Annotated in this window: 31 protein-coding genes and 1 tRNA gene; 21 read left to right on the forward strand and 11 right to left on the reverse strand. The window is 66.5% G+C overall.

Features of this window, described 5'->3' with window-relative positions:
- Positions 1–13: 13 nt before the first annotated feature.
- The 4 genes from BLS66_RS12640 to BLS66_RS12655 all read right to left on the reverse strand — a co-directional run bounded on the left by BLS66_RS12640 (position 14) and on the right by BLS66_RS12655 (position 3,616).
- A complete protein-coding gene (locus BLS66_RS12640) occupies positions 14–2,113 on the reverse strand; it encodes a hypothetical protein (protein WP_074725986.1) in 2,100 nt (699 codons plus the stop codon).
- Positions 2,114–2,188: 75 nt separating this feature from the next.
- Positions 2,189–2,776, reverse strand: coding sequence for a helix-turn-helix domain-containing protein (locus BLS66_RS12645; protein ID WP_244152990.1), 588 nt, complete (start codon positions 2,774–2,776; stop codon positions 2,189–2,191).
- 1 nt (position 2,777) lies between these two features.
- Complete coding sequence (locus BLS66_RS12650) at positions 2,778–3,089, reverse strand: winged helix-turn-helix domain-containing protein (RefSeq protein WP_074725987.1); 312 nt, start codon at positions 3,087–3,089, stop codon at positions 2,778–2,780.
- The gene (locus tag BLS66_RS12655) at positions 3,089–3,616 is read right to left on the reverse strand and encodes a phage regulatory CII family protein (protein ID WP_074725988.1); all 528 of its coding nucleotides are present in this window, start codon (positions 3,614–3,616) and stop codon (positions 3,089–3,091) included. The genes BLS66_RS12650 and BLS66_RS12655 overlap by 1 nt, the downstream gene beginning before the upstream one ends.
- Before the next feature lie 155 nt (positions 3,617–3,771).
- Here BLS66_RS12655 and BLS66_RS12660 point away from each other — a divergent pair, with 155 nt between their 5' ends.
- On the forward strand, positions 3,772–4,002 hold the full coding sequence (locus BLS66_RS12660; protein WP_065179348.1) for a hypothetical protein: 231 nt from the start codon (positions 3,772–3,774) through the stop codon (positions 4,000–4,002).
- A 74-nt stretch (positions 4,003–4,076) separates the two neighbouring features.
- Here the strand turns inward: BLS66_RS12660 and BLS66_RS12665 are convergent, their stop codons facing one another.
- On the reverse strand, positions 4,077–4,583 hold the full coding sequence (locus BLS66_RS12665) for a transcriptional regulator (protein WP_074725989.1): 507 nt from the start codon (positions 4,581–4,583) through the stop codon (positions 4,077–4,079).
- Positions 4,584–4,639: 56 nt separating this feature from the next.
- Between BLS66_RS12665 and BLS66_RS12670 the strand changes: the two genes are divergently transcribed.
- The 12 genes from BLS66_RS12670 (at position 4,640) to BLS66_RS12725 (ending at position 10,926) form a co-directional block, all read left to right on the forward strand.
- A complete protein-coding gene (locus BLS66_RS12670; RefSeq protein WP_244152991.1) occupies positions 4,640–5,389 on the forward strand; it encodes a LexA family transcriptional regulator in 750 nt (249 codons plus the stop codon).
- 12 nt (positions 5,390–5,401) lie between these two features.
- Positions 5,402–5,917, forward strand: coding sequence for a hypothetical protein (locus tag BLS66_RS20580; protein ID WP_143025160.1), 516 nt, complete (start codon positions 5,402–5,404; stop codon positions 5,915–5,917).
- Positions 5,914–6,666 carry a DUF1828 domain-containing protein gene (locus BLS66_RS12680; RefSeq protein ID WP_074725992.1) on the forward strand — a complete coding sequence of 251 codons (753 nt, stop codon included), beginning with the start codon at positions 5,914–5,916 and terminating at the stop codon, positions 6,664–6,666. The genes BLS66_RS20580 and BLS66_RS12680 overlap by 4 nt, the downstream gene beginning before the upstream one ends.
- A 183-nt stretch (positions 6,667–6,849) precedes the next feature.
- Positions 6,850–7,038: a hypothetical protein gene (locus BLS66_RS12685; protein ID WP_074725993.1), complete on the forward strand. Its 189-nt coding sequence runs from the start codon at positions 6,850–6,852 to the stop codon at positions 7,036–7,038.
- On the forward strand, positions 7,035–7,250 hold the full coding sequence (locus BLS66_RS12690) for a hypothetical protein (protein WP_074725994.1): 216 nt from the start codon (positions 7,035–7,037) through the stop codon (positions 7,248–7,250). Before BLS66_RS12685 ends, BLS66_RS12690 begins: the two co-directional genes overlap by 4 nt.
- A complete protein-coding gene (locus BLS66_RS12695; protein ID WP_074725995.1) occupies positions 7,250–7,492 on the forward strand; it encodes a hypothetical protein in 243 nt (80 codons plus the stop codon). The genes BLS66_RS12690 and BLS66_RS12695 overlap by 1 nt, the downstream gene beginning before the upstream one ends.
- A gap of 87 nt (positions 7,493–7,579) precedes the next feature.
- Positions 7,580–7,789, forward strand: coding sequence for a hypothetical protein (locus tag BLS66_RS12700; RefSeq protein ID WP_074725996.1), 210 nt, complete (start codon positions 7,580–7,582; stop codon positions 7,787–7,789).
- A 336-nt stretch (positions 7,790–8,125) separates the two neighbouring features.
- A complete protein-coding gene (locus tag BLS66_RS12710; RefSeq protein ID WP_074725998.1) occupies positions 8,126–8,845 on the forward strand; it encodes a hypothetical protein in 720 nt (239 codons plus the stop codon).
- Entirely contained in the window at positions 8,842–9,426 is a 585-nt protein-coding gene (locus BLS66_RS12715; RefSeq protein ID WP_074725999.1) for a hypothetical protein, read from the forward strand. The genes BLS66_RS12710 and BLS66_RS12715 overlap by 4 nt, the downstream gene beginning before the upstream one ends.
- On the forward strand, positions 9,423–9,731 hold the full coding sequence (locus BLS66_RS12720) for a hypothetical protein (RefSeq protein ID WP_074726000.1): 309 nt from the start codon (positions 9,423–9,425) through the stop codon (positions 9,729–9,731). The genes BLS66_RS12715 and BLS66_RS12720 overlap by 4 nt, the downstream gene beginning before the upstream one ends.
- Positions 9,732–9,742: 11 nt before the next feature.
- A complete protein-coding gene (locus BLS66_RS20920) occupies positions 9,743–10,078 on the forward strand; it encodes a hypothetical protein (RefSeq protein ID WP_244152992.1) in 336 nt (111 codons plus the stop codon).
- A gap of 8 nt (positions 10,079–10,086) precedes the next feature.
- The gene (locus BLS66_RS12725; RefSeq protein ID WP_244152993.1) at positions 10,087–10,926 is read left to right on the forward strand and encodes a tyrosine-type recombinase/integrase; all 840 of its coding nucleotides are present in this window, start codon (positions 10,087–10,089) and stop codon (positions 10,924–10,926) included.
- A gap of 93 nt (positions 10,927–11,019) precedes the next feature.
- On the opposite strand, the gene BLS66_RS12730 is transcribed toward BLS66_RS12725, so the two are convergent.
- Positions 11,020–11,096, reverse strand: a tRNA-Arg gene (locus tag BLS66_RS12730).
- A 183-nt stretch (positions 11,097–11,279) separates the two neighbouring features.
- On the opposite strand from BLS66_RS12730, the gene amaB reads away from it, so the two are divergent.
- The 7 genes from amaB to BLS66_RS12765 all read left to right on the forward strand — a co-directional run bounded on the left by amaB (position 11,280) and on the right by BLS66_RS12765 (position 17,945).
- The gene (gene amaB, locus BLS66_RS12735; RefSeq protein WP_014646923.1) at positions 11,280–12,812 is read left to right on the forward strand and encodes an L-piperidine-6-carboxylate dehydrogenase; all 1,533 of its coding nucleotides are present in this window, start codon (positions 11,280–11,282) and stop codon (positions 12,810–12,812) included.
- Positions 12,812–13,651 carry an SDR family NAD(P)-dependent oxidoreductase gene (locus BLS66_RS12740; RefSeq protein WP_074726001.1) on the forward strand — a complete coding sequence of 280 codons (840 nt, stop codon included), beginning with the start codon at positions 12,812–12,814 and terminating at the stop codon, positions 13,649–13,651. The genes amaB and BLS66_RS12740 overlap by 1 nt, the downstream gene beginning before the upstream one ends.
- A 180-nt stretch (positions 13,652–13,831) precedes the next feature.
- Positions 13,832–14,116 (forward strand): DUF4190 domain-containing protein, encoded by a 285-nt coding sequence (locus BLS66_RS12745; protein ID WP_049471284.1) that lies wholly within the window; start codon positions 13,832–13,834, stop codon positions 14,114–14,116.
- A gap of 4 nt (positions 14,117–14,120) precedes the next feature.
- The gene (locus BLS66_RS12750) at positions 14,121–14,891 is read left to right on the forward strand and encodes a class I SAM-dependent methyltransferase (protein WP_074726002.1); all 771 of its coding nucleotides are present in this window, start codon (positions 14,121–14,123) and stop codon (positions 14,889–14,891) included.
- A gap of 8 nt (positions 14,892–14,899) precedes the next feature.
- The gene (locus BLS66_RS12755) at positions 14,900–15,955 is read left to right on the forward strand and encodes a quinone-dependent dihydroorotate dehydrogenase (protein WP_049471279.1); all 1,056 of its coding nucleotides are present in this window, start codon (positions 14,900–14,902) and stop codon (positions 15,953–15,955) included.
- An 8-nt stretch (positions 15,956–15,963) separates the two neighbouring features.
- The gene (gene murB, locus BLS66_RS12760) at positions 15,964–17,025 is read left to right on the forward strand and encodes a UDP-N-acetylmuramate dehydrogenase (protein ID WP_057494519.1); all 1,062 of its coding nucleotides are present in this window, start codon (positions 15,964–15,966) and stop codon (positions 17,023–17,025) included.
- Positions 17,026–17,057: 32 nt separating this feature from the next.
- Positions 17,058–17,945: a DMT family transporter gene (locus tag BLS66_RS12765; protein ID WP_074726003.1), complete on the forward strand. Its 888-nt coding sequence runs from the start codon at positions 17,058–17,060 to the stop codon at positions 17,943–17,945.
- Between the two features lie 264 nt (positions 17,946–18,209).
- Here BLS66_RS12765 and BLS66_RS12770 read toward each other — a convergent pair whose 3' ends face one another.
- The 4 genes from BLS66_RS12770 to BLS66_RS12785 all read right to left on the reverse strand — a co-directional run bounded on the left by BLS66_RS12770 (position 18,210) and on the right by BLS66_RS12785 (position 21,818).
- On the reverse strand, positions 18,210–19,217 hold the full coding sequence (locus BLS66_RS12770) for an aminoglycoside phosphotransferase family protein (RefSeq protein WP_057494507.1): 1,008 nt from the start codon (positions 19,215–19,217) through the stop codon (positions 18,210–18,212).
- A gap of 99 nt (positions 19,218–19,316) precedes the next feature.
- Positions 19,317–20,351 carry a DUF418 domain-containing protein gene (locus BLS66_RS12775; protein WP_074726004.1) on the reverse strand — a complete coding sequence of 345 codons (1,035 nt, stop codon included), beginning with the start codon at positions 20,349–20,351 and terminating at the stop codon, positions 19,317–19,319.
- On the reverse strand, positions 20,348–20,938 hold the full coding sequence (locus BLS66_RS12780) for a TetR/AcrR family transcriptional regulator (protein WP_053462777.1): 591 nt from the start codon (positions 20,936–20,938) through the stop codon (positions 20,348–20,350). The genes BLS66_RS12775 and BLS66_RS12780 overlap by 4 nt, the downstream gene beginning before the upstream one ends.
- Positions 20,939–21,035: 97 nt before the next feature.
- Entirely contained in the window at positions 21,036–21,818 is a 783-nt protein-coding gene (locus BLS66_RS12785; protein WP_425513293.1) for an APH(3')-II family aminoglycoside O-phosphotransferase, read from the reverse strand.
- Positions 21,819–22,161: 343 nt separating this feature from the next.
- Between BLS66_RS12785 and BLS66_RS12790 the strand changes: the two genes are divergently transcribed.
- A complete protein-coding gene (locus tag BLS66_RS12790; protein WP_074726006.1) occupies positions 22,162–24,108 on the forward strand; it encodes an EAL domain-containing protein in 1,947 nt (648 codons plus the stop codon).
- Here the strand turns inward: BLS66_RS12790 and BLS66_RS12795 are convergent.
- A complete protein-coding gene (locus BLS66_RS12795; protein WP_053462774.1) occupies positions 24,105–24,716 on the reverse strand; it encodes a TetR/AcrR family transcriptional regulator in 612 nt (203 codons plus the stop codon). The two genes, BLS66_RS12790 and BLS66_RS12795, sit on opposite strands and share 4 nt — an antisense overlap.
- Positions 24,717–24,789: the final 73 nt, after the last annotated feature.

A 24,789-nucleotide genomic window follows, 5' to 3' on the forward strand; every position in this document is an offset into this window, starting at 1 on the left:
GCCTTGTGCGGTTTCAGTTCTCGACCGAGATGATCGACAGGCTCTGCGTGATGGACTGCTGCTGGAAGGAGCCGGACTCGTGCCTAACGTCCTGTTCCGTGAAGCTGGTGATCACCGCGCGGTAGGTCATCGTCTGCGCGCTGGTGCTGGTGTCGTTTACGGTGAACGATCCACCCCAGGTGGAGGTGGCGCTGTCAGGGCCATCCTGTTCATTGAGGATCATCACCGAACCGCTGACGTTCAGGACCTGCCACAGCGATTCAGCGCCCTCACCGACCCGCCGATAGATTTCCACGCGCGCCGTGTTCTGGCCCGCGCCCGCGACAAAGCCGTCACTGCCGTAGGTGGTCTTGGTCCGGATATGCCGGCGGGAGAAGCTGACAGTGACGCTCCGCACGCGGCCGTTGGTGGCGAACGGGCCGTTGACCAGCTCCACGCCGACGGTCTGCGTGGTGGTCGTCTGGACCGCGTTGCGCAGGATGCCCGCCGACAGCTGGCCGCCAAAGTAGGCACTGCCGCTGGCGTCCATCCACATCACCGCGTTGGCCTTCGACGCGGCGCCGGCGCCGACGTTCGGCCCGAAGTAGTCGACCAGGTTGTCGCCGGCGGCTCCGAAGCTGGCGCCGATGATGCGCTGCGCCGCTCCCTTCCATACACGCAGGTAGCCGTTGCGCCACTCCATGCCCTCGCTGGCACCGTTGGGCGCGAGGATCTCCATGCTGTTGGTCAGGAACCGCAGGCTGACCACATTGCCGTCGTTGCCCAGCTCCATGCCACCAATCAGCGGACCATTCCCGGAGTCGGCGATCAGGTGCAGGAATGCCTTGGCCATGACCTGCGCCAGACCGCCTTCGGTTTGAGTGACCCGGGCCTCCATGCCCTGGACGACCTGCGCACTCGCCTTGCCGGCTACTTCAGCCTTTACCGAGGCGAGCTGGCCAGTAACCGCTTCGATGCCATGCTCGGTCACGTTGACCCGGGCGCTGATCTCCTCGACGTAGTCCGCCGATGCTTTCCCGTCCAGCTCGACGCCCAGGTGCTGGATCTGCACCGCCTGAGCGCTCTGCTCCGTTGCGATGACCTCGATGGAACGCGTGGCCGTGGCCTCAAATTCCCCCAGCTCGGCCCGGACCGAGTCCACCTGTTTGGCGACGGCGCGGTCGCCTTGGGCGATCACGGACTGCCAGGTTTTCACACCCGCGCGCACGTCGCGGTCACCGGCGTTCCAGTCCCGGTCGCCGGCGTGCTTGTACGTCACCTGAGCTTCCAGCGAGGACGTTCTGTCGCCGACCGCCCGGATCCCCTCCTCAGTTTCTTCCACACGGGTCGTGACAGCATCCAGCGCTTCCGCAGAGGCCACCTTGCCGTCGCCGGCGGGCATCCTCGCAGACACCCGCCCGATCGCCTCAGCGTTGGCGCTGTCGCCGTCTGCGCGCGCCTGGCGCTCCTCCGTGACGCTGGCCTCCGTGGCAACCGTGCCATCGCCAGTGGGCATTCGCGCTTGGATCACCTCGATGGCGCTGGCGTTGGCCTCATCGGCCGTGACCCGCGCATCGCGCTCCGCGGCAAACAGGCCGCTCGGAACCTGGGACAGGTCGCTGCCTTCGTAGTCGCCCCGCAGCTGCACGGCCAGCGTCTCACGCTTGCTGGCCTCGGCCACGTCCGCCGCTACGCGGGCGCGGGCTTCCTCTTGGACCAGCGCCCCACCGGCACCGGGCGTCGGACGCCCGATGGCCACCCAGTCGGTCATGAAGTAGCTGGCGACGGTCTGGGTCGCGCCGAACTGCAGCCGGATGGCGTCGACCTCACCCGGCCACCAGGCGATATCGGCCACGTCGACCGTGCCGACGCCATTATCGTCCCACCGCGGCTCCGGGATCGCCGCCCGCTTGTTCACGTCCCATGCCAGGTCGGCCAGCGTGATCCACTGCAGGAAGCCGTCCCACGCTGCATCGCCAACGCGCTTCACCCTCAGCTTGACGAAGCGGTAGGCGCTGCCGTCGACGGTCAGAGCAGCCGGCGATTGAACATACGGGTTCTCGGTGCCATTGGCCGGCCGCAGCCAGCCATCGACCACCGTCGGTGGCGCACCGTTGCCGGTCCACTCCTCCACGGCGGTGTCGAAGTACCAGATGCGCAGGCTGTCGAACTGGGTCCCACTGCCGTCGCCGTCGCCGGCGGCGCCGCGCTACTCGAACTGGTTCCCGGTCGTACTGGCGTAGGCCGCCCAGGTAGCACGGCACGCGGCCTGTAGGTCGGTCTCGGAAACCACCTCCAGCGGCGCGGCCGGCAGGCCCGCCGGAAATGACGGTTCTCCTGACGGTTCATTGAGGGCTATATGACGGTTAGGCGGCACGGGGCGCACCCCTAGACCTGCGCCCGGTGCATCCCCCCCTGCATGGGGCGCATCCCCTCCTGCAGCGGGCGCACCCCCTGCATGGGGCGCAGCCCCTGCGCCCGGTGCAGTACCTGCTTTTCCAGACTTGCGGCCGGCCTTCGACGGCGCAGCGGCCTTGTCGAAGCTGGCCGGAGTGACCCTGTAGACCGTGCTGCTGTTGAACCGGCGGTCACGGGTCAGCAGGCCGACGGCCTCCAGATGATCCATTGCCGTACGCACAGCGCGCGCCGACATGCAGCAGCGCGCGGCGATGGTGCCCACCGCCGGCCAGCACACACCGTCGTCGTTGGCCTGATCAGCCAGCGAGATCAGCACAGCCTTCTGCGTGACGCTCAGCCCCTGCAGCGGCCAGCACTGCGACATGATGATGGTCGACATGTCAAAGCCCCAGCGTCAGGTTCTCGCCCGGCGCAACCGGCCACCAGGTGCATGCGGGCTTGCCGGTGGTTGCGCACGGCGCGGTTGGGCCGCGCCAAATGCGTCCCTCGCGGGCCAGCTCAGGCAGTCGGCGACCCAACATGTGGCGATCAAGGCCAGTCACCGTCGACAAGTGCAGGCTGCTCTGGCCTGGATGGCGGATCACCGCAGCCTCGGCCTTGGCATGCTGGACACGAAGCGCGCCGCTTTCAGCGAGCGCGGCGGCGGCAATGTGACTGGACTGCGGATCAGTGGAGCGGGCCGGATGGTTCATTAGCGTGCCCTCCCCTTCGCTGCAGCGCGCGACACGTTACGGATCAGCCGGTGTGCCATCGTGATGAGCGAGTTGGCCTCCTCCACCATCAGCTTCGCTTCGTCACTGTCGATATGGTGATCGGCCATCGCGTCCACGGCGGTGCCAGACAAGCGCCCTACCCGTGTGGTGATCTCCAGCAGCTTGGTCTGGATGGCCCCGATCTCGTCCGACCAGCCACCCTCCGGCGGAGGCGGAACAGTGGCCACCGCCATACCGAACTGCCCGGCCAGCGCCTGCATCCAGTCCAGGGCGTAATCGCTGCCGCCTGCCTTCTCCTGCATCCACTCGGTCAGCAGTTCGGCTATCTCCATCGTGACGGACTCACCCTCCAGCCCGCGCAACTTCGCGCGCAGGGTCTCCGGGTGCATGGACTTGCCACGGCGGTCGGCCAAGAAAGCGGCTGCGTCCACGACACCGCCGGGCGTCTTGCGCACGGAGTTGTAGAGAACGTCGAGCCAGTAAAGTGCGGATGTACGGCAGGTCATGGGTCACCTTGGGGTGGACTGCGTTTCAAGGTTTCGGGCTGGGCCCGGGTGGCGCACGATGGGCGCCATGGAAATCAACAACTCACGGACGACGGGCGTCGCCCTCCTTGCGCTACGCTGGCGTTTCCACACGAACAGCCCGCAAGGAGGGCAACATGGAAGACACGGAAGCAACTGCTGCGCTGATGGCAATTGCGGCGCTCACCAACTGTTTGATCGAAGCTGGAGCGGTGGACCACCGCGAGCTGACCAGCGCGCTGCGGCTGGGTGTGACCAACCTTCGGGACGACGGGAAGCCAGTCGCAGCCGAAGCGCTGGAAGACTTTGTCGAGGGCGCCTCGCTGGCTTGGCGAGTAGCGAGCACGGCCGGCCAAGCGCCAAACTGAGGGCAAGCCAGAACCAGTTGTTGAAGGCGCGCTGGCGACGATGGATCGCCAAGCGCTGTTTCAGCGCGCGCATATCAGGCCACCTCAATTGGGGTGATGCGGTCTGCATCGGGATCATCGTTTGCCGGCTTGGCCGGCTCCTGCTGCTCGGAGTGCCCAAGCAGTTGCAGTACCTGGGGCAAGGCCGGGACCATGTCCTCGTCCGCCCAGGCGCTCACTTCTTCCACAGGCAGCTGCAGCACCTTTGCCAGCTGCTTGTCGGTGCTCAGGCCCAGCTTTGCGCGCAGCGCGCGCTTACTCATCCGGCTGTCAACAAGCGCCCCGAACCCGGTGGGAGCCGAATTTGCTCCAGTAAGCACAACGGGCGACGGGCCAAATACGTGAGGAAGGAGGTCGTAACGGGAAACCACTCCCCCGGTCGCAAGCTCGATCTGGATAGCGCGCTCTGCGCGAATAGCGGTAGTCCTGTTCTCCCACTGCGAGACCAGACCCTGCGTGGCGGCGGCGCCAGTGCCCGTCAGCAAGGCGGCGAACGCCGCCTGGGAGAGGCCCTTCTCTTTGCGATAGGTGACGATGTCCATAGATCCAGTATGAGCGCCCCTCATATTAGCGTCAATAGCGCCACTATTGGACTGCCATGAACGCGTTCATTAGCGTTCCTGATATGGAATCGTCTCGCAAAGCCAAGCCCACCAAAGCGGACGTCGCGGCGGCGGCCCGACTCAAATCCGTCTGGAACGCCAAGGCGAGGAAGTTGGGGATCACTCAGGAGAAGGTGGCACTGGAACTGGGCATCACCCAGGGCGCCGTGAGCCAGTACCTCAACGGAAAGATCCCAATGAACTTCAGAACGCTGAAGGTCTTTGCGGCTTCGTTAGGCATTGAGGACACGGAAATTAGGAACGACCTCCCAGAACAGCAATTCTCAGCAGCCAAAACCAAGGAAGACGACTACACCGATGTACTCGGCTACTCTCAGTCTGCCGGTCTAGGCTCAGGCGCTGAGGCTGTGGAGTACGCGGAGACTCACAGCCTTAAGTTCAAGAAGACAAGTCTTCGCCGGCGTGGGATCTATGGTCGAAACCTTGCCGTCTACTACGGTAAGGGCGATAGCATGGAGCCAACCATTAAAGACGGTGATGCCATCCTCTTCGATACGTCTGACACCCGAGTTGTGGATGGCGTTCTTTACGTCATTCAGGTGGATGGCTATGCCAACCCCGAGTTCTATGTAAAGCGAGCTTTGGTACTCGATGCTGGCATCTACTTCCAGAGTGACAACCCACGTGGCGATCACCAGTGGCAGAAGCCAAAGCCCATGGCGTCCAAGCGGCATCCGATCACGGTGATTGGCCGTGTCCACTGGATTGGCAGCTGGGCCGACTAAGGACCACATTGCATGGCAAGGAACGCGCCACCTGATCCGGATCAGGTCCTACAACTAACTGGGATGGTTCAGATTCCTAAGAGGTGGATCTCAGCCGGTGCGATCCCTTGGGTAGATGCTGGCGGCAAACCAAAGGGATGGAAGTTCCGCGAGCATTTAGCGCTTGAGGGAGGTATCCAGCCTGCTACGCTCTTCATAGAAGGGTACTTCAAGCCCGCGTCGGTGCCTGGCGCAGACGACAAGCTGAGCCTCTCTTTGTTCTACAAGAACGTGCGGATCCTCGGAATCGATGTAGACGGAAGCAGCCATCACAGGAACTCGGTGGGCATCGGCCGACAGTTCTATCAGCAACTGGTAGGCCATCCTCACCTGCATTCCATTAGTGACGATGCACTATACGGGTATGCCGAACCCATCCCTGCAAACGACCCCGCAGGGTACTGGGCACAGTTTATTGATCTTGCTTCGATCCACGGCGCGCCACAGTTCAACCTCCCACCTGCCCAGCAAGAGCTGCTTTTGCGATGAACCACAACGCCATTGCCCACGCTCTATGCGGTCGGTACACGCCCCTGACAGAGCACTCCGGCTACATTGAGTCCCCCTTTGAGTATCCCGTTGACGGGACACTCATCGGCGCTTACGTCGTCGACGCCGGAGGCGGAACGGTCCGCGTCACGGACGATGGTGATGTGGCATTCCACGCTGCTGTCGCGGGAGCGGAGATCACTTCGCCAAGAATTAAAGCTTACCGCTCAGTTGCGGAGATGTACGGTATCTCCATGAGTGACGATGGTGTGCTGGCGGCTGTTTGCAGAGAGGATGAACTGACTGAGGTTCTCGCTCGTTACATGCAAGCTGCCGCGATGATCGCCGAGAAGGGCGTCCGTCATAGACCCCGTGACGACGAGCGCTTCGAACGCATCGTCCACCAGGTGCTGTTGGCTCGCTATGGCGAGCGCTTGAGTCGCAGACCCGAAGTCGTGGGGCTGAGCGGGCACATTCTTCGATTCCCATTCGCGATAGCGACTCCCAACGGCCGACAAGCGTACATCCAGACCGTTGCCGCAGAAGCTGAGGTAATCCAGTGGAAGGCAGTGTACGAAGCTGGAGGCAAGTTCAAAGACGTGAGAGCTGCCCGGGGTGATGCCCCACTGGTTGCGATCTTGGAGCAATCTAGAGACGCGGACCGCGCGAGCCGCTTCTTCGCCGATACAGCCTCTGTAGTTGTGTACGAAGGAGGAGCATTGGACTTGGACTTCGCTCTGGCTGCATAGCGATCGCCCCAGCGTTAACGCAGACCCCCGCTACGGCGGGGTTTTCTTTGACCCGATGACACGGATGAACGCGTTCACTCATTTTATGAGCGGCCCTATTGACTAGGGATATTAGCGCCCCTAATCTTTCTCACGAGGCCCAATGCAAACCCCGTCCCGGGGCCGGGCGCAGGAGATCAAGCAATGGCAACCCTGTCCCTCGGCGTCAGCAAGGCGCCGCCTTCCGTAGTAGCAATGCCCGCAGTCGGCATGGTCGCCATCAAGGTGGGCGCCGCCAGCCTGTACGTTGAGCAGGAGGAGGCTGATCGCCTCGCCCTGGATATTCAGCAGGCTGCGCTGGAACTGCGCAGTAGTGCGGCGGTCGCCGCATGAGCGCCGTCGTCGCCCACCACTCCAGCGCTCAGCGCGCCGCTGCCGCCGCCGGCATCGTCGCCCGCGCTGGGCGCCGCTGGGGCCTCCTCCCCTATCAGGTCGTCATCGCCTCCAGCATCGCCGCCAATGCCGTCCTGCGGCAGGGCAAGAGCGCAGCCGGGGCTGTCGCTGCGGCTCGCCGCGCAGCGCGCGCACAAAGCGGAGCAGCCTAGTGCGCCACCTGGCCCTGCCCTTCTACTGCGCCGTCGTCGTCAGCCTGCTGCTGGCGCTGCTCGCGCGCGCCATCTACACCGGTGCCGGCTCCCTCCTCCCGCCCTTTGGTGCTGGCGTTGTCTTCTTCACCTGGTGCGTGGTGCGCGACCTGCGGCGCAACTGGCCCGCGTTCCGCGACGAGATGCGCCAGCGCTCGGCAGAGCGAGCGCGCACACAGCTGCCCGCCGACGACACCCACTGACCCCCTGCCCTGCGCTCTCCCCCTGTGGCGCAGGGAACCCGCGCCGGCCGGGTTCCAACAGCCGGCAACCCATTCCAGGAGTCCAGCGTGCGTAACCAGCTCGACATCTTCGATCACGACCCGGCCCGCATGGCAGCGGCCAATCGCGCCGCCGCCGAGCGCGCACTGCACGACGTGCAGTTCACCGCCACCGTCCGGCAGGAACGCCACGACTACTACGTGGGCGAGGCCGAACGCTGGGAACACCTCGCCGGGCACAGCGCGCGCTCCACCAACAGCAAGGACATGCAGGCATGAGCAATGCCAACAAGGCTGCGGCGCCGGCGAGCGCCACTTCAGTACCAGCTCGAGCCCATCAGATCGCTAAGCAGAGCTTCGGCTTTCTCCATGGCGTCCTTCTGCGAAGTCACCGGAATGGCCAGGCCGGTCTGGCTGGGACCGTAGATCACGTGGATAGCAGTCACCTCGCCCCTGCCAGGGCCATCGGTAGCGACACGGACCGTCACGTCTCTTCCCCTGATCTTGAAGTTCCAGTCCTCGTGCCACCGCGCTCGCTCGACCACTTAACTCCCCTGTCACAACGATCCCATTTCTCAGCATACAAGACCTCGTCGGCGTGGAGCGCGTCGTCCAATGACTAACCAGCTGCTCACCGCTGCACCAGGCAAAGGCGTCATCGATCAAGATCTGGCGTTCAAGGTCGCCGACGGTATCGTTTCGCGGAGACTGGTCAAGGGATGGTCGCGTCAAGCCATCCTATCCAGCATCGAGGGAGGTCCGTCGCCATGCGGGCGTGCGTTCTATCTGATGCGCGGTGGCGTCATCGTCGTCGCCCTCTTTCCGATGACGCAGCTGAGCGATATGAACGGTCGCGGGTACTGGTACTCAATCCGCGACCTGTTCCCGCCGCTTCCAGATCGCACCCATGCAGGTACTGAAGATCTGCAGCCGTTCCAGGTCGGTGACAAGGTCTGGGCTTGGTACAAGGACGAGCCCAGGGCTGATTATGGCCAACCCGATCAGCCGGGCGACGACACACGCTGGAGTCGGTGCTTTCCGCTGTTCACCGTCAAGAGCGTGACGGGTCCACACCTCGAACCGGCAAAGTTCGCCGGTCGATCGCACTACCAGGTGCAGCTCAGGTATCGCGAAGGGCCGCCCGCCACCCACTACGACGCGGGCTACCACGACGTTTGCCCGATCAAGGGGCGTCCCTGGCAGATGCGCGGAGACGGCGACTACCTGCAGTTGGTGCACCGTGCACCGCCTGCGGCAAAGCCACGCCGTGCTGCTGCGGTGCCAGCCCCCACCCTGCCGCCGCCGTTGCCGGCCCAACTGGATCTGTTCGCATGACCGCACCACTGCCCGTTTCCCCGGCCACAGTTGTCGAGGCCACCAAAGCATCGTCGCGTGTCGCAGCGGTCGTCACCACCATGCTCCGCCTGGGCGCCGCCGGCGCGCCAATCTCTGCCGACCAGGTTCGCGAGTGGGGCGAGACCCTCCTGCAGGAGCTGTACTCGCAACCGCCCGTGCGCTGGGAGTACCGCAACAAGAACGACCTGGGGCCCGGATGCTGGGTGACTGCCACCTCTGAGCACTTCTATCACGCCGCGAAGCGCGGCTGGGTCGTGCGAGCCCTGTGGGAAACCCCGCGTGTCATCCAGCCGGAGCGCGACCACGCGTTCAAGGCAGGCGTGTGCACCAGGTGCGGCGATTCCGAGGACTGGGCCGGCCCTGATTGTTCCCCGCTGGTCGAGAAGGTCGACCCGCGCACCCTGCTTCCGTTCGACCCGCAGTGGCTGGTCGAGCCGCTGGAATGGCTCAGGGATGCCCGTCCGAACCTCAACCCGTACGAACGCCGCAGGCGCGCCGAGCAAGCCGCCTTCCTGCTGGAAAAGCTGGTCGCCCACATCGAGGAGTGCAAGAAGCCATGACCCAGGAACATATCAGCCACCCGGAAGGGTTGCCGAACTGCGCCGCCGGCCACCGCGCGCGCCACATCCACGACAAGCGCTGCGCGTCCGCCGGCGGTGGCCATCTGGTCGAGTGCGCCTGCAGGTCGACCAGCAAGCATGCCAGCCCCGACGCGGCCATTGCGGCATGGCGCCGGCTCAACCGCCCGGCGCGCAGCGCGCGGCCAGCAACGGTGCCTGAGGCGAGCGACAACGTCCTGCAGTTCCAGCTCGGCCTAGCCGAGCGCAAACCGAAAGCCCAGCGCGCTGCGCTGGCGGCGAACTGAAGGAGGACCCGATGGGAGCTGCTGAAAAGCTGGACATCGTCGGAAAGGACTGGCTGACCGTGGACGAGGCCGCGCACTACTGCGGCGTATCACGAAGCCAGTTCGATTCGAACATCGCCGACTACGGCATCGAACCACGAAATTTCATGGGCAAGAAGCTCTACGAGAAGGCTGCCCTCTACTCCGCAATCTACGGCTCCAAGCAATGGTCAAGGTCACAGTCTTCTGGCGCGATGGCGCCGCGTACCTCAACTGGCGGGAAGGCGGTAAGCGAAGCCGTGTCGCCATTGGTCGCGTCAGCCCACGCGAGGCTGAGGGCGTACGAGCAGCGAAAGAAGCGGAACTGACCCATGGAGTGCGCATCCTTCCCCGCCTCCCCACGGTCCGCGACTTCCTGGAGCCGTACCTGGAGTGGTACAAGGCCGAGCATCCCACCACGCACGGCAAGGCCAAGAGCGAGGTTCGGTTGTTTATGGCCCGCTTCGGCCATCGCCCCATCGATACGCTGCGTCCGATGGAAATGGAGGCCTACAAGACGGACCGCCTGACCAAGGACAGGGTTTCACCGGAGACTGTGGGGAAGGAAGTGCGCAGGCTGCAGGCCGCGTTCCGGCGTGGGGTGCAGTGGAAGGAACTGGACTTCAACCCGCTGGAGGAAACCCGGGCACCGCGGGGCGTTCGTAGCGTGGCGGTGCGGTTCTACGACCGGGCCGCGATGCGCAAGCTGTACCGGGCGAACCCCGCCCGGGCACCGCTGTGGCTGTTCATGGCCCACACGGGTCTGCGCCGCGGTGAGCTGGTTGGACTGGGCAAAGATTCGGTGGCAGGGAGCAGACTCAGGGTCGAGAGCGAGCCAGACGAAGATGGCCAGGGACGCACGAAGTCGGGCAAGTGGCGCGAGGTGCCGTTGAACCGGTATGCGCGCTGGGCGCTGCGCCACCTTCCCGATCCGCTGGTGGCCGTGCACAAGGACACGGTATCCGACTGGTTCGCCTCGGATGCCAAGCGTGCGGGAATCGGCGGCAGCCTCCACCGGCTACGGCACACCTTCTGCGCCCACATGGTCATGGCCGGGGTGCCGTTGCGAAGGGTGCAGATCCTGGCCGGGCACGCTGATTACGCCACGACCGAGAAGTTCTATGCGCACCTGACGCCTGAGGGCGACGATGGCGCCGTGGCAAAGCTCAGGTACTAGGCGGGACCGCTGGGACCACTGGGACCAAATCCTGTGGATATGCGGGAAACAGTGGGAAATCCCGCCCGCTGCGTTTGCCTAAGTTATTGATTCTGGTGACCCCGGCCCGATTCGAACGGGCGACCTTCCCCTTAGGAGGGGGACGCTCTATCCAGCTGAGCTACGGGGCCATGCAGCCGGGAAGTTTACAGGCAACGTGCCCTGCCCTCCAAGCATTCATGTCCGGCCCGGTTCGGCTGGCGCGTTGCACCATGGCCGGTCGGGGCGCTCTGCTACCATCGGCGATTCAGTTCATCGCGTCCCCCACCTGCCCGCGATGGCACCAAACAACGTAACGAAACACAGGAGTCTGCATGTCTTCCGAGCTGCTCAAGTCCCTTGGCCTGGACGCGATCAACGCTGGCACGTACCTGGGCAACGGGGAGTGGTCGAGCGCGACCAGCGGTGAGCTGATCACCCCGGTCAACCCGACCACCGGCGAGCCGATCGCGCAGGTCCGCGCCACCACCGAGGCCGAGTACGAGACCGTCGTCGCCCGCGCCCAGGAAGCCTTCAAGGTCTGGCGCACCACGCCGGCACCGCGCCGCGGCGAAGCCGTGCGCCTGTGCGGCGAAGCACTGCGCAGGCACAAGGACGCCCTGGGTTCGCTGGTTGCGCTGGAAATGGGCAAGAGCAAGCCGGAAGGCGATGGCGAAGTGCAGGAGATGATCGACATCGCCGATTTCGCCGTGGGCCAGAGCCGCATGCTGTACGGCTACACCATGCATTCCGAGCGCCCGGGCCACCGCATGTACGAGCAGTACCACCCGCTCGGCCTGGTCGGCATCATCTCGGCCTTCAACTTCCCGGTGGCGGTGTGGAGCTGGAATTCGTTCCTGGCGGCCATCTGCGGCGACGTGTGCATCTGGAAGCCGTCCAACAAGACGCCGCTGACCGCCATCGCCTCGCTGAAGATCTGCAACGACGCCCTGCGCGAAGCCGGCTTCCCGGACATCTTCTTCCTGATCAACGATGCCGGTACCGCGCTGTCGGAAAAGATGGTCGATGACCGCCGCGTGCCGCTGATCAGCTTCACCGGCTCGACCCAGGTCGGCCGCACCGTCAACGAGAAGGTCGCGCGCCGCCTCGGCCGCTGCCTGCTGGAACTGGGCGGCAACAACGCCATCATCCTGGACGAAACCGCCGACCTGAAGCTGGCTGTGCCGGGCATCGTGTTCGGCGCCGTCGGCACCGCCGGCCAGCGCTGCACCACCACCCGCCGCCTGATCGTGCACCGCTCGATCTACGCCGACGTGCTGGCCACCCTGGTCAAGGCTTACAAGCAGGTGGAAGGCAAGATCGGCGACCCGACCGATGCGGCCAACCTGATGGGCCCGCTGAACAGCGAAGGCGCCGTGCAGCAGTTCCTCGATGCGATCGCCCAGGCCAAGGCGGCCGGCGGCACCATCGAAACCGGTGGCAGCCGCATCGACCGCCCGGGCAACTTCGTGCTGCCGGCCATCGTCTCCGGCCTGAAGAACAGCGACGCCGTGGTCCAGCACGAGACCTTTGCGCCGATCCTGTACGTGATGCCGTACGACACCCTCGATGAAGCCATCGACATGCAGAACGGCGTGCCGCAGGGCCTGTCGTCCTCGATCTTCACCCAGAACCTGAAGACTGCCGAGAAGTTCCTGTCGGCCGCCGGCAGCGACTGCGGCATCGCCAACATCAACATCGGCACGTCGGGCGCGGAGATCGGCGGCGCATTCGGCGGCGAGAAGGACACCGGCGGTGGCCGCGAGTCCGGCTCGGATGCATGGAAGGTCTACATGCGCCGCCAGACCAACACCATCAACTATTCGGATTCGCTGCCGCTGGCGCAGGGCATCAAGTTCGACCTGTGATGGCAAACGACGCCGACACGCCTGTGGGTCAGAGCCCTTCCGGGGTTCTGGCCCAGGCCCAGGGCCGGATCCCCGCAGGGGCTCCGATCCTCGATTTCAGCGGCCGCCGCGTGCTCATCGCAGGCGGCAGCAAGGGCATCGGCCGTGAAATGGCGCTGGCGTTTGCCGGCGCCGGCGCACAGGTTTCGGTCTGCGCACGTGGCCGGGCCGGGCTGGATGCCCTGTGCGCCGATGCCCAGGCACAGGGCACGCCAGTGCACGCGTTCTCCGCCGATCTGGCCGACCCCGGCCAGATCCAGGCCTGGCTGCAGGCCGCCGCCGATGCCCTCGGCGGTATCGATGTGCTGGTCAACAATGCCACCGGCTACGGCATGGCCGACGACGAGGATGGCTGGGCCGCGAGCCTGCAGATCGACCTGATGGCAGCCGTGCGCGCCTCGCGGCTGGCGCTGCCCTGGCTGCGCGCATCCGGCGACGCCTGCATCCTCAACCTCTCTTCGATTGCCGCGCAGCAGCCCCGTCCCGGTGGCGCACCCTATGCTGCTGCCAAGGCCGCTCTTTCGCACTACACCACCTCGCAGGCACTGGCGCTGGCCAAGGACCGGATCCGGGTCAATGCCATCGCACCCGGCTCGATCGCGTTCGATGACGGCCTGTGGGATCGCCGCCGCGTCGAAGACCCCGACCTGTACCACGGCACGCTGGCGAAGATCCCGTTCGGCCGCTTCGGCCACCCGCGCGAGATCGCCGATGCCGCCCTGTTCCTGTGCTCGCCGCTGGCGCGCTGGGTCACTGGCAGCGTGCTCAACGTGGATGGCGGCCAGGTGTTGATGGGCTGATACTGGCACTTCGGTAGCTGCCAACCTGGGTGGGCACGCCTTTCGTCGACCAAGGCCGACGCCTGCCAGGGCCGAAATCCCATTCGTCGACCAGGGGGCGACGCCTGCCCTCACATCCGCCGGGCATGGGATTGCCCGGGCAGACGCACTATCATGTGCACACTGCCAAGGAGGACCCCGATGAGCGTGGCACCCCGACAGACAAGCGCCCTGGCCGTGGTCAGCCTGGTCATGGGCATCGCCAGCTGGACCGTCCTGCCCTTCGTGGCCAGCATCGTCGCCATCATCACCGGCCACATGGCCCGCGCCGAGATCCGCCGCCGCCCGCATGAGTTGGAAGGCGATGGCATGGCACTCACCGGCCTGGTGCTGGGCTGGGTGATGGTCGGCGCCGTGGTAGCCGCCATCCTGGTCTTCATCCTGTTCTTCGGTGGCCTGGCGTGGCTGGCGGCGGTGTCGAACTGACGCCATGACCGCCTCCGACAGCACTGAACGCTTCAGCAGCCGCGTCGCCGACTATGTCCGCTACCGGCCCGACTATCCGGCCGCACTGCTGGACTGGCTGCACGGCCCGATGGGTGTCAGCCACCAGGCCCGTGTCGCCGACATCGGCGCTGGCACCGGCATCTCCAGCCGCGCGTTTCTCGCCAGCGGCCATCCGCTGGTGGCGGTCGAGCCCAACGCTGCCATGCGTGCTGCCGCCGAACAGTGGCTGGCGCCACAGTACCCGCAGTTCTCCGCCGTCGATGGCCGCGCCGAGGCCACCGGCCTGGCGGACGCCAGCATCGATCTGGTCAGCGCCGCGCAGGCCTTCCACTGGTTCGACACCTTGGCGGTGCGCGCCGAGTGGCAGCGCATCCTGCGTCCCGGTGGCCTGGCACTGATCTACTGGAATTCGCGCCTGCTCGATGCCAGCCCGTTCCTGGTCGGCTACGAACAGCTGCTGCTGGACTACGGCACCGACTACACCGCCGTAGCCGAGCGCTACCAGGACGATGCCACCATGCAGGCCTGGTTCGGCGCTGGCCTGCGCGGCAGGGTGGAGCTGGCGAACGTGCAGTATCTCGACTTCGACGCCCTGCGCGGGCGCCTGCTCTCCTCTTCCTACGCCCCGCAATCCGGTCATCCGCGCCACGCGCCGATGATCGACGCTCTGCAGCACCTGTTCGCCGCCCACGCGGCGGACGGCCAGGTTGCTTTTGAATATCGAACCCGAGCCTTCCTCGGCACGCTGGACTGAACCGACGCATGTATTCGCTTGCCCGCCCCTTCCTGTTCTCGCTCGACGCCGAGCGCGCCCACGGCCTCGGCCTGTCCGCACTGGACCTGGCCTATCGCACCGGCACCACGCCGCTGCTGGCCGCCCGCATCGCGCCGATGCCGAGCACGGTGTTCGGGCTGACCTTCCCCAACCCGGTCGGCCTGGCCGCCGGCCTGGACAAGAACGGCGAGCATATCGATGCACTGTTCGCGCTGGGATTCGGCTTCGTCGAGATCGGCACCATCACCCCGCGCCCGCAGGCCGGCAATCCGCAGCCGCGCCTGTTCCGCCTGCCGGAACACAACGCGATCATCAACCGCATGGGCTTCAACAATGCGGGCGTGGACGCGCTGGTACGCAACGTCGAGCGCGCGCGCAACCGCCGCGGCCTGCTCGGCATCAACATCGGCAAGAACAAGGACACCCCCAACGAACAGGCCGTGGACGATTACATCGCCTGCCTGGACAAGGTGTACCCGCTGGCCGACTACATCACTGTCAACATTTCCTCGCCCAACACCGCCGGCCTGCGCGAACTGCAGGAAGAAACCGCGCTGCGCCAACTGGTCAGCCAGCTGCGTGACCGCCAGGAAGAGCTCGCGGCCCGCCACGGCCGCCGCGTGCCGATGCTGGTGAAGGTGGCGCCGGACCTCAGCGAGCGTGACATCGATGCCGCCGCCCGCGTACTGGGCGAGCTGCAGGTGGACGGCGTGATCGCCACCAACACCACCATCGACCACAGCAAGGTGGCCGGCGACCCGCTGGCCAACGAGGCCGGCGGCCTGTCGGGCGCGCCGGTGCTGGAGCAGTCCACGCTGGTGCTGCGCCGCCTGCGCTCGCGCCTGCCCGAGTCGGTACCCTTGGTCGGCGTCGGCGGCATCCTGTCCGGTGCCGACGCGGTGGCCAAGATGGCGGCCGGTGCCGCGCTGGTGCAGTGCTACAGCGGCCTGATCTTCCGTGGACCGGCGCTGGTTTCCGAATGCGTGGAGGCGATCCGCCGCCGACGCGAAGCGCCGAGCCGCGGCGCGGTGGCCCCCCTGTGAGCGCGCCCATGGATAGCACCGACGGCAACGCCCCGCTGCGCTGGACGCTCACCCGCAATGCGCCGCTGCAGGCACTGAACACCTTCCACGTGCAGGCCAATGCGGAACAGCTGCTGGAACTGCACGATGCCGCGCTGCTGCCGGACGTGCTGGCACTGCCCGAGGTGGCCAACGGCCCGCTGCTGGTGCTGGGCAGCGGCAGCAACGTCCTGATCGCCGAGGACCTGCCGGGCACCGTGCTGGTGTTCGGCAACCGCGACATCAGTTTCCTTGAACACCGCGCCGACCATGCCGTGATCCGCGCCGGCGCCGGCGTGCCCTGGCATGGCCTGGTGATGTGGTCGCTGCAGGAAGGCCTGTCCGGCCTGGAAAACCTGGCGCTGATTCCCGGCACCGCCGGTGCCGCACCGATCCAGAACATCGGCGCCTATGGCGCGCAGGTGGGCGAGTTCATCCAGGCGGTCGAAGCCTGGGACTGCCAGGATCAGGCCTGGGTGCGGCTGGACAACGAGCAGTGCCGCTTCGCTTACCGCGACAGCGTGTTCAAGCAGCAGCCCGACCGCTACCTGATCACCGCCATCGAACTGAAGCTGCCGCTGCTGCACGACCTGCGCATGGACTATGCCGGCATCCGCGAGGAACTGCAGGCACAGGGCGTGGAACTTCCCAGCGCCGTGGACGTGGCCAATGCGGTGATCGCGATCCGCCGCCGCAAGCTGCCCGACCCGGAGGTACTGGGCAACGCCGGCAGTTTCTTCAAGAACCCGGTGCTGCCGCTGGAACAGGTCGACGTGCTGCTGCAGCACTTCCCCGACCTGCCTGTGTTCCCGGCCGAGCAGGACGACAGGCGCAAGGTCTCTGCGGCCTGGATGATCGAATCCTGTGGCTGGAAGGGCTTCCGCGAGGGTGATGCCGGCGTGGCTCCGAGCCACGCGCTGGTGCTGGTCAACCACGGCAATGCCAGCGGCGCTGAACTGCTGGCGCTGGCGCGCCGCATCTCGGCCTCGGTGCTGGAAAAGTTCGGCGTGCCGATCGAACCGGAGCCCCGCCTGCTCGGCGCACAGTGGTGAACAGCCCCGCCCTTTCCCCTGGCGCCACCCCGATGCGGGCGGCGCTGCTGATGCTCGGCAGCACGATGGCATTTGGCCTGATGGCGGTGGCCATCCGCTATGCCACCCGTTACGTGCCGACGCAGGAAGTGGCGTTCTTCCGCAATGCCTTTGGCCTGCTGGCCCTGCTGCCGATGCTGCTGCGGCCGGGCCGCGCGCCCTTGAAGACGCAGCAGCTGACACGCTATTTCGTGCGCAGTGCAATCGGCCTGGGCTCGATGCTGTGCGCGTTCTGGGCGCTGGGCCACCTGCCGTTGGCGCAGGCGGTTTCGCTCTCCTATTCCACGCCGCTGTTCGTCACCATCGCCGCCGTGCTGTGGCTGGGCGAAACCGTGCGCGTGCGCCGTTGGGCGGCAGTGGTGGTGGGTTTCATCGGCGTGCTGGTGATCGTGCGCCCCGGCACGGCCGGCTTCACCGCCGGCAGCCTGGTGGCGGTCGCCGCCGCGGTGCTCAGCTCGCTGGTGGCGATCCAGATCAAGCAACTCACCCGCGTCGACAGCGCCGATACCGTGGTGCTCTACACGTACGTCTTCTGGGTCCCCCTGTCGCTGGTCCCGGCGTTGTTCGTCTGGGTCTGGCCGACCGGGTTGGCCTGGCTGTGGCTGCTGGCCACCGGCGTGCTCGGCACCGTCGGCCAACTGCTGTGGACCCGGGCGCTGCGGCTGGGCGAAGTCTCGGCGCTGACACCGATCAGTTTCCTGCAGCTGCCCCTGGTGACGCTGTGCGGCTGGCTGTTGTTCAACGAAAGCGTGGACCGCTGGACGATCATCGGCGCCGGCATCATCCTGGCCTCCAACGCCTACATCGCCCATCGCGAAGCCGTGCTGTCGCGCCGCGCCGCAAGTGCGGCCGCCTCAGCAGCGGCCAAGCCTGCAGAATGAAAACCACCTGCACGGACCATGGGTAGAGTCGACTGTCAGTCGACTGCTCTACGATTGGGAACAGGCCAAGCCCGCGCTGCGCGCGGTAGAGTCGACTGTCAGTCGACTGCTCTTCGTCTGGAACAGGCAAACCCCGCGCTGCGCGCGGTAGAGTCGACTGTTAGTCGACTGCTCTTCGTCTGGAACAGGCAAAGCCCGCGCTGCGCGCGGTAGTCGACTAACAGTCGACTCTACCCGGGGGCGATCCTGGTAACAGCCCGGGAACTACCCCAGCGCGCGATACACCCGCTCGGCGGCGTCGAACACGTTGCCCGGCGCGAACTGCTCGCTGAGGAAATGCAGCGATTGCCGGCGCAACGGCGGCGAACGCTCCTCGCCATCACTGCCCAGCAGCACCTGCTGGAACTCGATCAGGTCCTGCAGGATGCGCCAGTGCCGGTACCAGGCAATCCAGCGCGGATCACCGCGGTCGCTGCCATAGCCCTCCTCGAATCCCAACGGGTTCTCGCGACCCCAGCGCCCGCCAACCGCGCCGCCGATGAACATCAGGTCGCGCTCGCGCGGTGCCAGCGACAGGCCATCCCAGTCGATCAGGTGCAGGCCACCGTCGTTGCCCATCAGCAGGTTGCCGGCATGCAGGTCGGTATGGCACAGGTGCAGCCCCCTCGGCACGCCCTGCAACGCCGCATGCAGCTGCACGGCCTGCGCATGCAACGCGGCGATGCGTGCGTGCTGCTGGTCCCAGACCGACACGAACGCACGGCCCAGTCCGTCCTTGGCGGCCGCCAGGCCCTCGCCAGCCAGCCACTGGCCCACCGTATCAAGCGCCGCGGTTTCCATCCGCGCGCTTGGCAGCGCCTCCTGCAGCTGCAGCGGCGGGCGGGCCTCGTGCAGACGACGCAGCACTTCACCCAGCCGTTGCCACTGCGTGCGGCTCAACGCCGCCTCGAAGCCGGACTGGCCTTCCACATAGGGAAACAGGGTGAACTGCAGGCCCCAGCGCTGAACCGAAGCGCCACCGGTCAGTGCCGGCCAGGGTGCGACGATTTCCTCGATGCCCAGCGTGCCGCGCAGCCAGTGCAGGGTATCCCAGACGGCAGGGTCGACCTGGTAGCTGCGGCATTTCAACCACCATTGCCCACGCCGTGCATCGATGCGATACACGCTTGCGTTGGCGTCGGCGCCAACCGGGCGTGGCACCACGGCCGTGGCGGTGATGCCATAGGACTGCAGGAGGACTTCGCCGAGGTGCTGCGCCGAAGCGGATGACATGGATGCAAGCGGAAAGTGTTACCTGCCGCCACTATCGCAGATGCGCAGGCCGCGACACAGACATGTCCGTCACAACATCACGCCTGCGCGACCAAAGTGCTAGCCGGCGACGCGCCGCATCACCGCTTCCAGTGGCCCCCGCGCGAACCGCAACGACCACAGCCACGCGGCGGCCGTGGCCAGCATCAGGAACAGCAGCGCGCACCACAGCACCGCCGGCAATGACGCGCGGCCATCGAGCACGCCCAATCCTTCCAGCGCCCCCATGCCCAGCAGGATGTGGCCGACGTACAGGCTGAGTGTCATCCGCCCTGCCGCAGTGAGCGGCGCCCGCCAATTCCCGGGATACCGGCGGCTGACCCACAGGCACGCGGCGATCACACTGCAGGCCGCGCCCGAACCGGTCAGCACGTAGGCCGGTCCCGGCGGCATCGGCTGCGTTCCCAGCCACACCTGCCAGGGCGTTCCCAGCGCAAGGTGCTGCACGCCCTGGCCGGCGCCGATCAGCAGCACGCCCAGCAGCAGCAAGGCACGCTGCACGCGCGGCTGTGACAACTGCAGGCGCGCCAGCAGCATGCCCAGCAGGAAGAAGCACATCCACGGCAGCAGGGGATGGAAGCCGTTGAACAGCAGGTTGCGCGCGGCACCCGGCCACTGCCAGAGACCGGTGTACTCCAGCGTCTGCCAGTTCCAGCCCTGGCTGTAGTCCCAATGCAGCAGTGCCCAGAACGAACCGGCCGCCAGGCCCACGATGCTGGCCAGCAGCGCCCGTGGCGACGCACGCAGCCACAGCACCGCCAGCGCGAAATACACCGCGTAGTAGTGCAGGATGTCGGCCGGGAACAGGGTCAGGTTGAGCAGGCCCAGCACCAGCAGAAACAGCGCGCGCCGCCAGGTCTGCACGCAGGCCTGCCTCCGGCCCAAGCGCTGCGTGGCCAGTACCAGGCCAAGCCCGGCCAGGGTGACGAAGGTCGCCGAAGCCTTGCCTTCCAGCAGATGGAAGAAGCCGGCCAGCCAACCCGCGCGCTCGGCAGGTACGGCCATCGCCAGGCGGAAGTTGACCAGCACCATGCCGGCCAATGCGAAGTAGCGCGCCAGGTCCAGGCCGTGCAGCCGCCGATCATCGGCGCTCATGCACGTGATCCCAGCAACCGTGTTAGCAGCTCGAGATCCAGCGCGGCGTTCTCCGCGTTACCGGCTTCACCCAGGCCCTGGCGCAGCGCATCGCTTTCGATGGCATCCAGCAACACCTGCGCCTGCAGTGCCGGGGCCAGCGCAGGGCGCCGCCGCTCGCGCCGCGCAATGCCCTGCAGTGCATCGCCCAGCACCTGTTGAAGCTGCCTGCGGTTGGCGGCGAAGGCCTCGGCTACGGCGGGGTTGCGTGCACTCTCGGCCAGCACCTCGGCCGCGAGCGTTGCCCACTCCGGTTGCCGGCACAACGCATGGAAGTCCTGCAGGAACGCCAGCACCTGCGCGCGCTCGCCGTCGGCCGCCGCCAGCCGCTGCAGCATCGGGGCCAGTTCCTCGCTTTCGGCCGCGGCCACCGCAAGGATGATCGCCTCCTTGCCCGGGAAATGGTTGTAGAGATTGCCCAGGCTGACACCGGCCGCCTGCGCGATGTCGCGCATGCTGGTCTGGTGGAAGCCCTTGGCCAGGAAACACTGCAGGGCCGCCTGCAGGATCAGGGTCACGCGCTGCTCATTGCGGTCGATTCGGCTCATGCCACACATGGTGAACGAACGTTCGTCCATTTTGAAGAATGGAGAAGTCCGTCGGCAGGGCAGCATTCAGCCCTGCCCTGCGCTGCCCGGCGCGGTTTCAGAAGAACTCGTCGAGAAGACGGTAGAACGCCAGCCGCCGTTCGTCGGGCACAACGCCATAACTGCGGAACAGCGACGCGACCCACCGGGTGTCGCCGAAGTTGTGGACCAGGCTGCGCGCGGCCAACGCCAGATCCTGGTAGCGATCGGCCACGCCCAGCCGGCCACAGTCAATGAAACCGCTGAAACGCCCCTCGACGGCCAGCAGGTTCGGCAGGCAGGCATCGCCATGGCTGACCACCAGATCCTCGTGATCAGGCCGGGTAGCGCGCAGTTCGGCGAAGACCTGCTGTGCGCTCTGCCCCAGGCGCTCGTCATCGAAGTCATCGGCGTCGACCCGGCCCGCCTCGACACGTGCCTGTGCGGCCTGAAGCCGCGAAGCCAGCCGCTGGTCGAACGGACAGGCCGCCACCGGCAGGGCATGCAGGCCCCGCAGCGCGTCGGCCAGCAGTTGCACCCGGTACTGGGGTGCGAGCGCCGGCGACGAGGCCAGATCGTGGCCGGGCAACGCACTCATCAGCAGCCAGCGGCGCCCTTCCTCCTCGGCGGTAGCGATCACCGTCGGCGCCGGCTGGCCCTGCGCCTGCAGCCAGCGCAGGCGCGCGATCTCGTCGCCCAGCTCACTGAAGGCGTCGATCACTTCCGATTTCAGGAAGGCATCGGCCTGCCCCGGACGATGCACGCGGGCAACGTCCGCACGCGATACGCCGATCGACTGCCGCTCGATGCGCGCATCGGCCAGTGCTTCCTGCCAGGCGTGAGGCAGGGGCATGCCCTCCATGCGTGCGCGGGGTGCTTCCATGCCAGGGGACGCCTGTAACCGATGACTGCATGGATTCTCGCTCATCCGGCATTCCTCCCGTCAACAGCAGTGATGCCGGGCAGTCGTCGCTGCAGCAGCGCCCACGGATCCGTCACCGTGGAACGCCGGCGCCGATCGCCCCTGCATTCCCGCAATGTCGCGCTGAACATGCGCATCGCCGATGCGCTGCGCGAGGGCTTCCGCGATCGCCGGCCCGCGCTACTGACCCCGCCGGCCGCCGCAGGGCATCGTCAGTGGCCGCGCGCGCGGCCGTGGTTTACCCTGCTCGTCACCGGCCGTCGGTCACAGGCGGGAACCTGCTATGGATGCGCTTTCACGGGTCTCGGCCCAGGTCCTGGACAGTGCCCTGCCCAGCCTGCCGCTGTACCTGCTGCAGGCCACCGCGGTGATCGGCATGATCGGCGTGCTGCTGATCGCCACCCGTCGCGCCGGGCACGCCATCGAGGGCCGTCGCCTGTATGTCGGCGTGACGCTGGGGCTGATCTACCTGTTCAATTCCTGGTTCGTGGCCGGTTACACCCAGGGCGTGGTCAAGCTGCACCTTGGCTTCGACATCCTGCTGGTCAGTGGCCTGCTCGGCGGGTGGCGCGGTGGTCTGGCCTGCCTGGCGGCTGCCGTGCTGGCCCGCTACCAGTTTGTCGGCACCCAGTTCTTCCTGCCCGCCAGCCTGGAGGCCGCGCTGCAGATGATCACCGGTGTCTGGCTGCGCAGGCGCCTGCACCCGCGCATGCTCAACGAGCTGTCGCTGCGCATGATCCTGCGGGCGTGGTCGGCGCGCATCGCCGCGACCGCGGTGGGGCTGGCACTGGGCGTGGCGATCATCGGCGCCGACCAGCTGCCGGTGGCCGAACTGGCGATCCAGCGCGTACTGGCACTGCCGGTCTCGCTGCTGGTGCTGGGCGCTGTGTTCGCGCTGGTCTACAACGACGCCCAGATCGACGCGCAGCGCCAGCGCGAGCAGGCCTGGTTGCGCATCGACCCGATCAGTGGCCTGCCCAACATGCGCGCGCTGGGCGAACGGCTGCAGGACTTCTGGTGCGGCAACGACGGCCTCGGCAAGGCCTGCCTGGTCGTGGTCGAGATGGGCAACCTGCGCGATCTGCGCCTGCGCTACGGCCCACTGCAGGACAACGGGCTATGGCATCGCGATACGGCGGCGGACATCCATCGGTTGCTGCCATCGCTTCGCGCCGATGCCTTGGAGATCTATCAGTTCGGTGACGCGGCGCTGGCCCTGCTGGTGCGCGGCATGTCGTTGGCCGAGCTGCGCAGCCAGGCCCATGTCACCGCGTTGGCCTGCAATCTCACTGAGCGCGTCAGCCGCGACTGGCCGGGCTTCCGGCCGCTGTTCCGCTGCGCCGTGGTCGAGCTGAAGCCTCCGGCCAACGCCGATGAAGGCCACTTGCCGTTGCGGGCGATCACGCTGGCGCTGAGCGCGATCGAGTCGGGCGTGGTGTTCTTCGATGACCCGATCCAGCGCGACAGCGAAATCGATGCCTTGATCGAGGTCGCGCTCGAACGCTGGCTGCGCCAGGGGGATGCACCGCTGAGCTACCAGCCCAAGCATCGCCTGCGCGACCGGCGGCTGGTCGGTGCCGAGGCACTGCTGCGCATGCGCGATGGCGAGGGCCGGCCGATCACACCGATGCGGGTGATCTCGCTGCTGCGCCGGCAGGGCCGGCTGGCCGACCTGGAATGGGCCACGCTGCAGTCGGCGGTGCACTTCCTGCAGTTCTGCCGGCAGGATGGCGCTTCACTGACCATCGCGGTCAATGTCTCTGCCGAATCGCTGCGCCTGCCCGGATTCGGCCTGCGCCTGCACGAGCTGCTGCAACTGCACGACATCCCCGGTGCGATGCTGCGCCTGGAAATCGTCGAATGGACCGAGATCGTCGAGCGCGACGTGGTCGATGCCAACATCGCACAATTGCTGGCGGCCGGGGTCACGCTGTCGCTGGATGATTTCGGCGCGGGCTACTCGACCCTGATCCTGCTTTCGCAGCTGGCCATCGCCGAGGTCAAGATCGAGCAGGCGCTGATCGCCACGCTGTCCGACGCCAAGTCACAGTCGATCGTGCGCTTCATCGTCGAAGTCGCGCACCGCTGCGGCGCGATCGTCGTGGCCGAGGGCACCGAGACCCTGGCGCAGGAACAGCACCTGCGCGCGCTGGGCGTGGATGTCGGCCAGGGCTATCTGTACTCGGCCGCCCTGCCGGCCGACGAGTTCCGCCGCTTCGCCGCCGGCTAGGCCGCGTAGAACCCCAGGAACATCGCCACCGCCGACTCGGCCACGCGCGCGCGCTCCTGTTCGTTCAGTGGCGGCTGCCCCATCGTCACCTGCGGCCAGAACGCGAAGCTCTTCACCAGCCCGTGCAGCTGGTGGCCGGCAAATTCCGGATCGACCTCGCGCAGCCGGCCATCGGCGATTGCCGCGCGGATCCACGCACTCTCGCCACTTTCCTTCTCGCCCATGCGGCAGACGATGGCCTGCGCACGCTCCGGCGAGTGGATGATCTCGGCCATCGCGACCCGCGCCAGGTCGATGAAGTTGGCATCGCTGAGCAGGTCCAGCTTCTGCCCCAGCAACTGCAGCAGCTGCCCCTGCAGCGGCTGGTCGGGCCGGTACGGCAGCGCGTCGCTGGCCACGCTGCGTTCCCACAGCTCCTCCAGGATCATCGAGAACAGCGCTTCCTTGCTCGGGAAGTGGTTGTACACGGTGCGCTTGGAGACGCCCGCCACCTCGGCGATGCGGTCCATGCTGGTCGCCTCGTAGCCCGACGCACGGAACTCCTCCACCGCAGCGCGCACGATCGCGTCGCGTTTGCGGTCGGTGAGGCGCTGCGGGGTACGGGACATGGCGGGAACGGATGGCTGAACGGATGCACGCATTTTACACCCGGTAGTGTACTTTTGAAAAACAGGAAACTAC

Source organism: Stenotrophomonas pavanii (genome assembly GCF_900101175.1).
Classification (GTDB): Bacteria; Pseudomonadota; Gammaproteobacteria; order Xanthomonadales; family Xanthomonadaceae; genus Stenotrophomonas; species Stenotrophomonas pavanii.

Bases quoted from the DNA above. Each gene is read 5' to 3' on its own strand.
- BLS66_RS12715 (WP_074725999.1), top strand. From the start codon at position 8,842: ATGACCGCACCACTGCCCGTTTCCCCGGCCACAGTTGTCGAGGCCACC.
- BLS66_RS12795 (WP_053462774.1), bottom strand. From the start codon at position 24,716: ATGTCCCGTACCCCGCAGCGCCTCACCGACCGCAAACGCGACGCGATC.
- BLS66_RS20580 (WP_143025160.1), top strand. From the start codon at position 5,402: ATGGCAAGGAACGCGCCACCTGATCCGGATCAGGTCCTACAACTAACT.
- BLS66_RS12790 (WP_074726006.1), top strand. From the start codon at position 22,162: ATGGATGCGCTTTCACGGGTCTCGGCCCAGGTCCTGGACAGTGCCCTG.
- BLS66_RS12750 (WP_074726002.1), top strand. From the start codon at position 14,121: ATGACCGCCTCCGACAGCACTGAACGCTTCAGCAGCCGCGTCGCCGAC.
- BLS66_RS12770 (WP_057494507.1), bottom strand. From the start codon at position 19,217: ATGTCATCCGCTTCGGCGCAGCACCTCGGCGAAGTCCTCCTGCAGTCC.
- BLS66_RS12690 (WP_074725994.1), top strand. From the start codon at position 7,035: ATGAGCGCCGTCGTCGCCCACCACTCCAGCGCTCAGCGCGCCGCTGCC.
- BLS66_RS12745 (WP_049471284.1), top strand. From the start codon at position 13,832: ATGAGCGTGGCACCCCGACAGACAAGCGCCCTGGCCGTGGTCAGCCTG.
- BLS66_RS12660 (WP_065179348.1), top strand. From the start codon at position 3,772: ATGGAAGACACGGAAGCAACTGCTGCGCTGATGGCAATTGCGGCGCTC.
- BLS66_RS12655 (WP_074725988.1), bottom strand. From the start codon at position 3,616: ATGACCTGCCGTACATCCGCACTTTACTGGCTCGACGTTCTCTACAAC.
- BLS66_RS20920 (WP_244152992.1), top strand. From the start codon at position 9,743: ATGGGAGCTGCTGAAAAGCTGGACATCGTCGGAAAGGACTGGCTGACC.
- BLS66_RS12720 (WP_074726000.1), top strand. From the start codon at position 9,423: ATGACCCAGGAACATATCAGCCACCCGGAAGGGTTGCCGAACTGCGCC.
- BLS66_RS12650 (WP_074725987.1), bottom strand. From the start codon at position 3,089: ATGAACCATCCGGCCCGCTCCACTGATCCGCAGTCCAGTCACATTGCC.
- BLS66_RS12740 (WP_074726001.1), top strand. From the start codon at position 12,812: ATGGCAAACGACGCCGACACGCCTGTGGGTCAGAGCCCTTCCGGGGTT.
- BLS66_RS12685 (WP_074725993.1), top strand. From the start codon at position 6,850: ATGGCAACCCTGTCCCTCGGCGTCAGCAAGGCGCCGCCTTCCGTAGTA.
- BLS66_RS12645 (WP_244152990.1), bottom strand. From the start codon at position 2,776: ATGTCGACCATCATCATGTCGCAGTGCTGGCCGCTGCAGGGGCTGAGC.
- BLS66_RS12665 (WP_074725989.1), bottom strand. From the start codon at position 4,583: ATGGACATCGTCACCTATCGCAAAGAGAAGGGCCTCTCCCAGGCGGCG.
- murB (WP_057494519.1), top strand. From the start codon at position 15,964: ATGGATAGCACCGACGGCAACGCCCCGCTGCGCTGGACGCTCACCCGC.
- BLS66_RS12775 (WP_074726004.1), bottom strand. From the start codon at position 20,351: ATGAGCGCCGATGATCGGCGGCTGCACGGCCTGGACCTGGCGCGCTAC.
- BLS66_RS12670 (WP_244152991.1), top strand. From the start codon at position 4,640: ATGAACGCGTTCATTAGCGTTCCTGATATGGAATCGTCTCGCAAAGCC.
- BLS66_RS12710 (WP_074725998.1), top strand. From the start codon at position 8,126: ATGACTAACCAGCTGCTCACCGCTGCACCAGGCAAAGGCGTCATCGAT.
- BLS66_RS12680 (WP_074725992.1), top strand. From the start codon at position 5,914: ATGAACCACAACGCCATTGCCCACGCTCTATGCGGTCGGTACACGCCC.
- BLS66_RS12780 (WP_053462777.1), bottom strand. From the start codon at position 20,938: ATGAGCCGAATCGACCGCAATGAGCAGCGCGTGACCCTGATCCTGCAG.
- BLS66_RS12755 (WP_049471279.1), top strand. From the start codon at position 14,900: ATGTATTCGCTTGCCCGCCCCTTCCTGTTCTCGCTCGACGCCGAGCGC.
- BLS66_RS12785 (WP_425513293.1), bottom strand. From the start codon at position 21,818: ATGGAGGGCATGCCCCTGCCTCACGCCTGGCAGGAAGCACTGGCCGAT.
- amaB (WP_014646923.1), top strand. From the start codon at position 11,280: ATGTCTTCCGAGCTGCTCAAGTCCCTTGGCCTGGACGCGATCAACGCT.
- BLS66_RS12765 (WP_074726003.1), top strand. From the start codon at position 17,058: ATGCGGGCGGCGCTGCTGATGCTCGGCAGCACGATGGCATTTGGCCTG.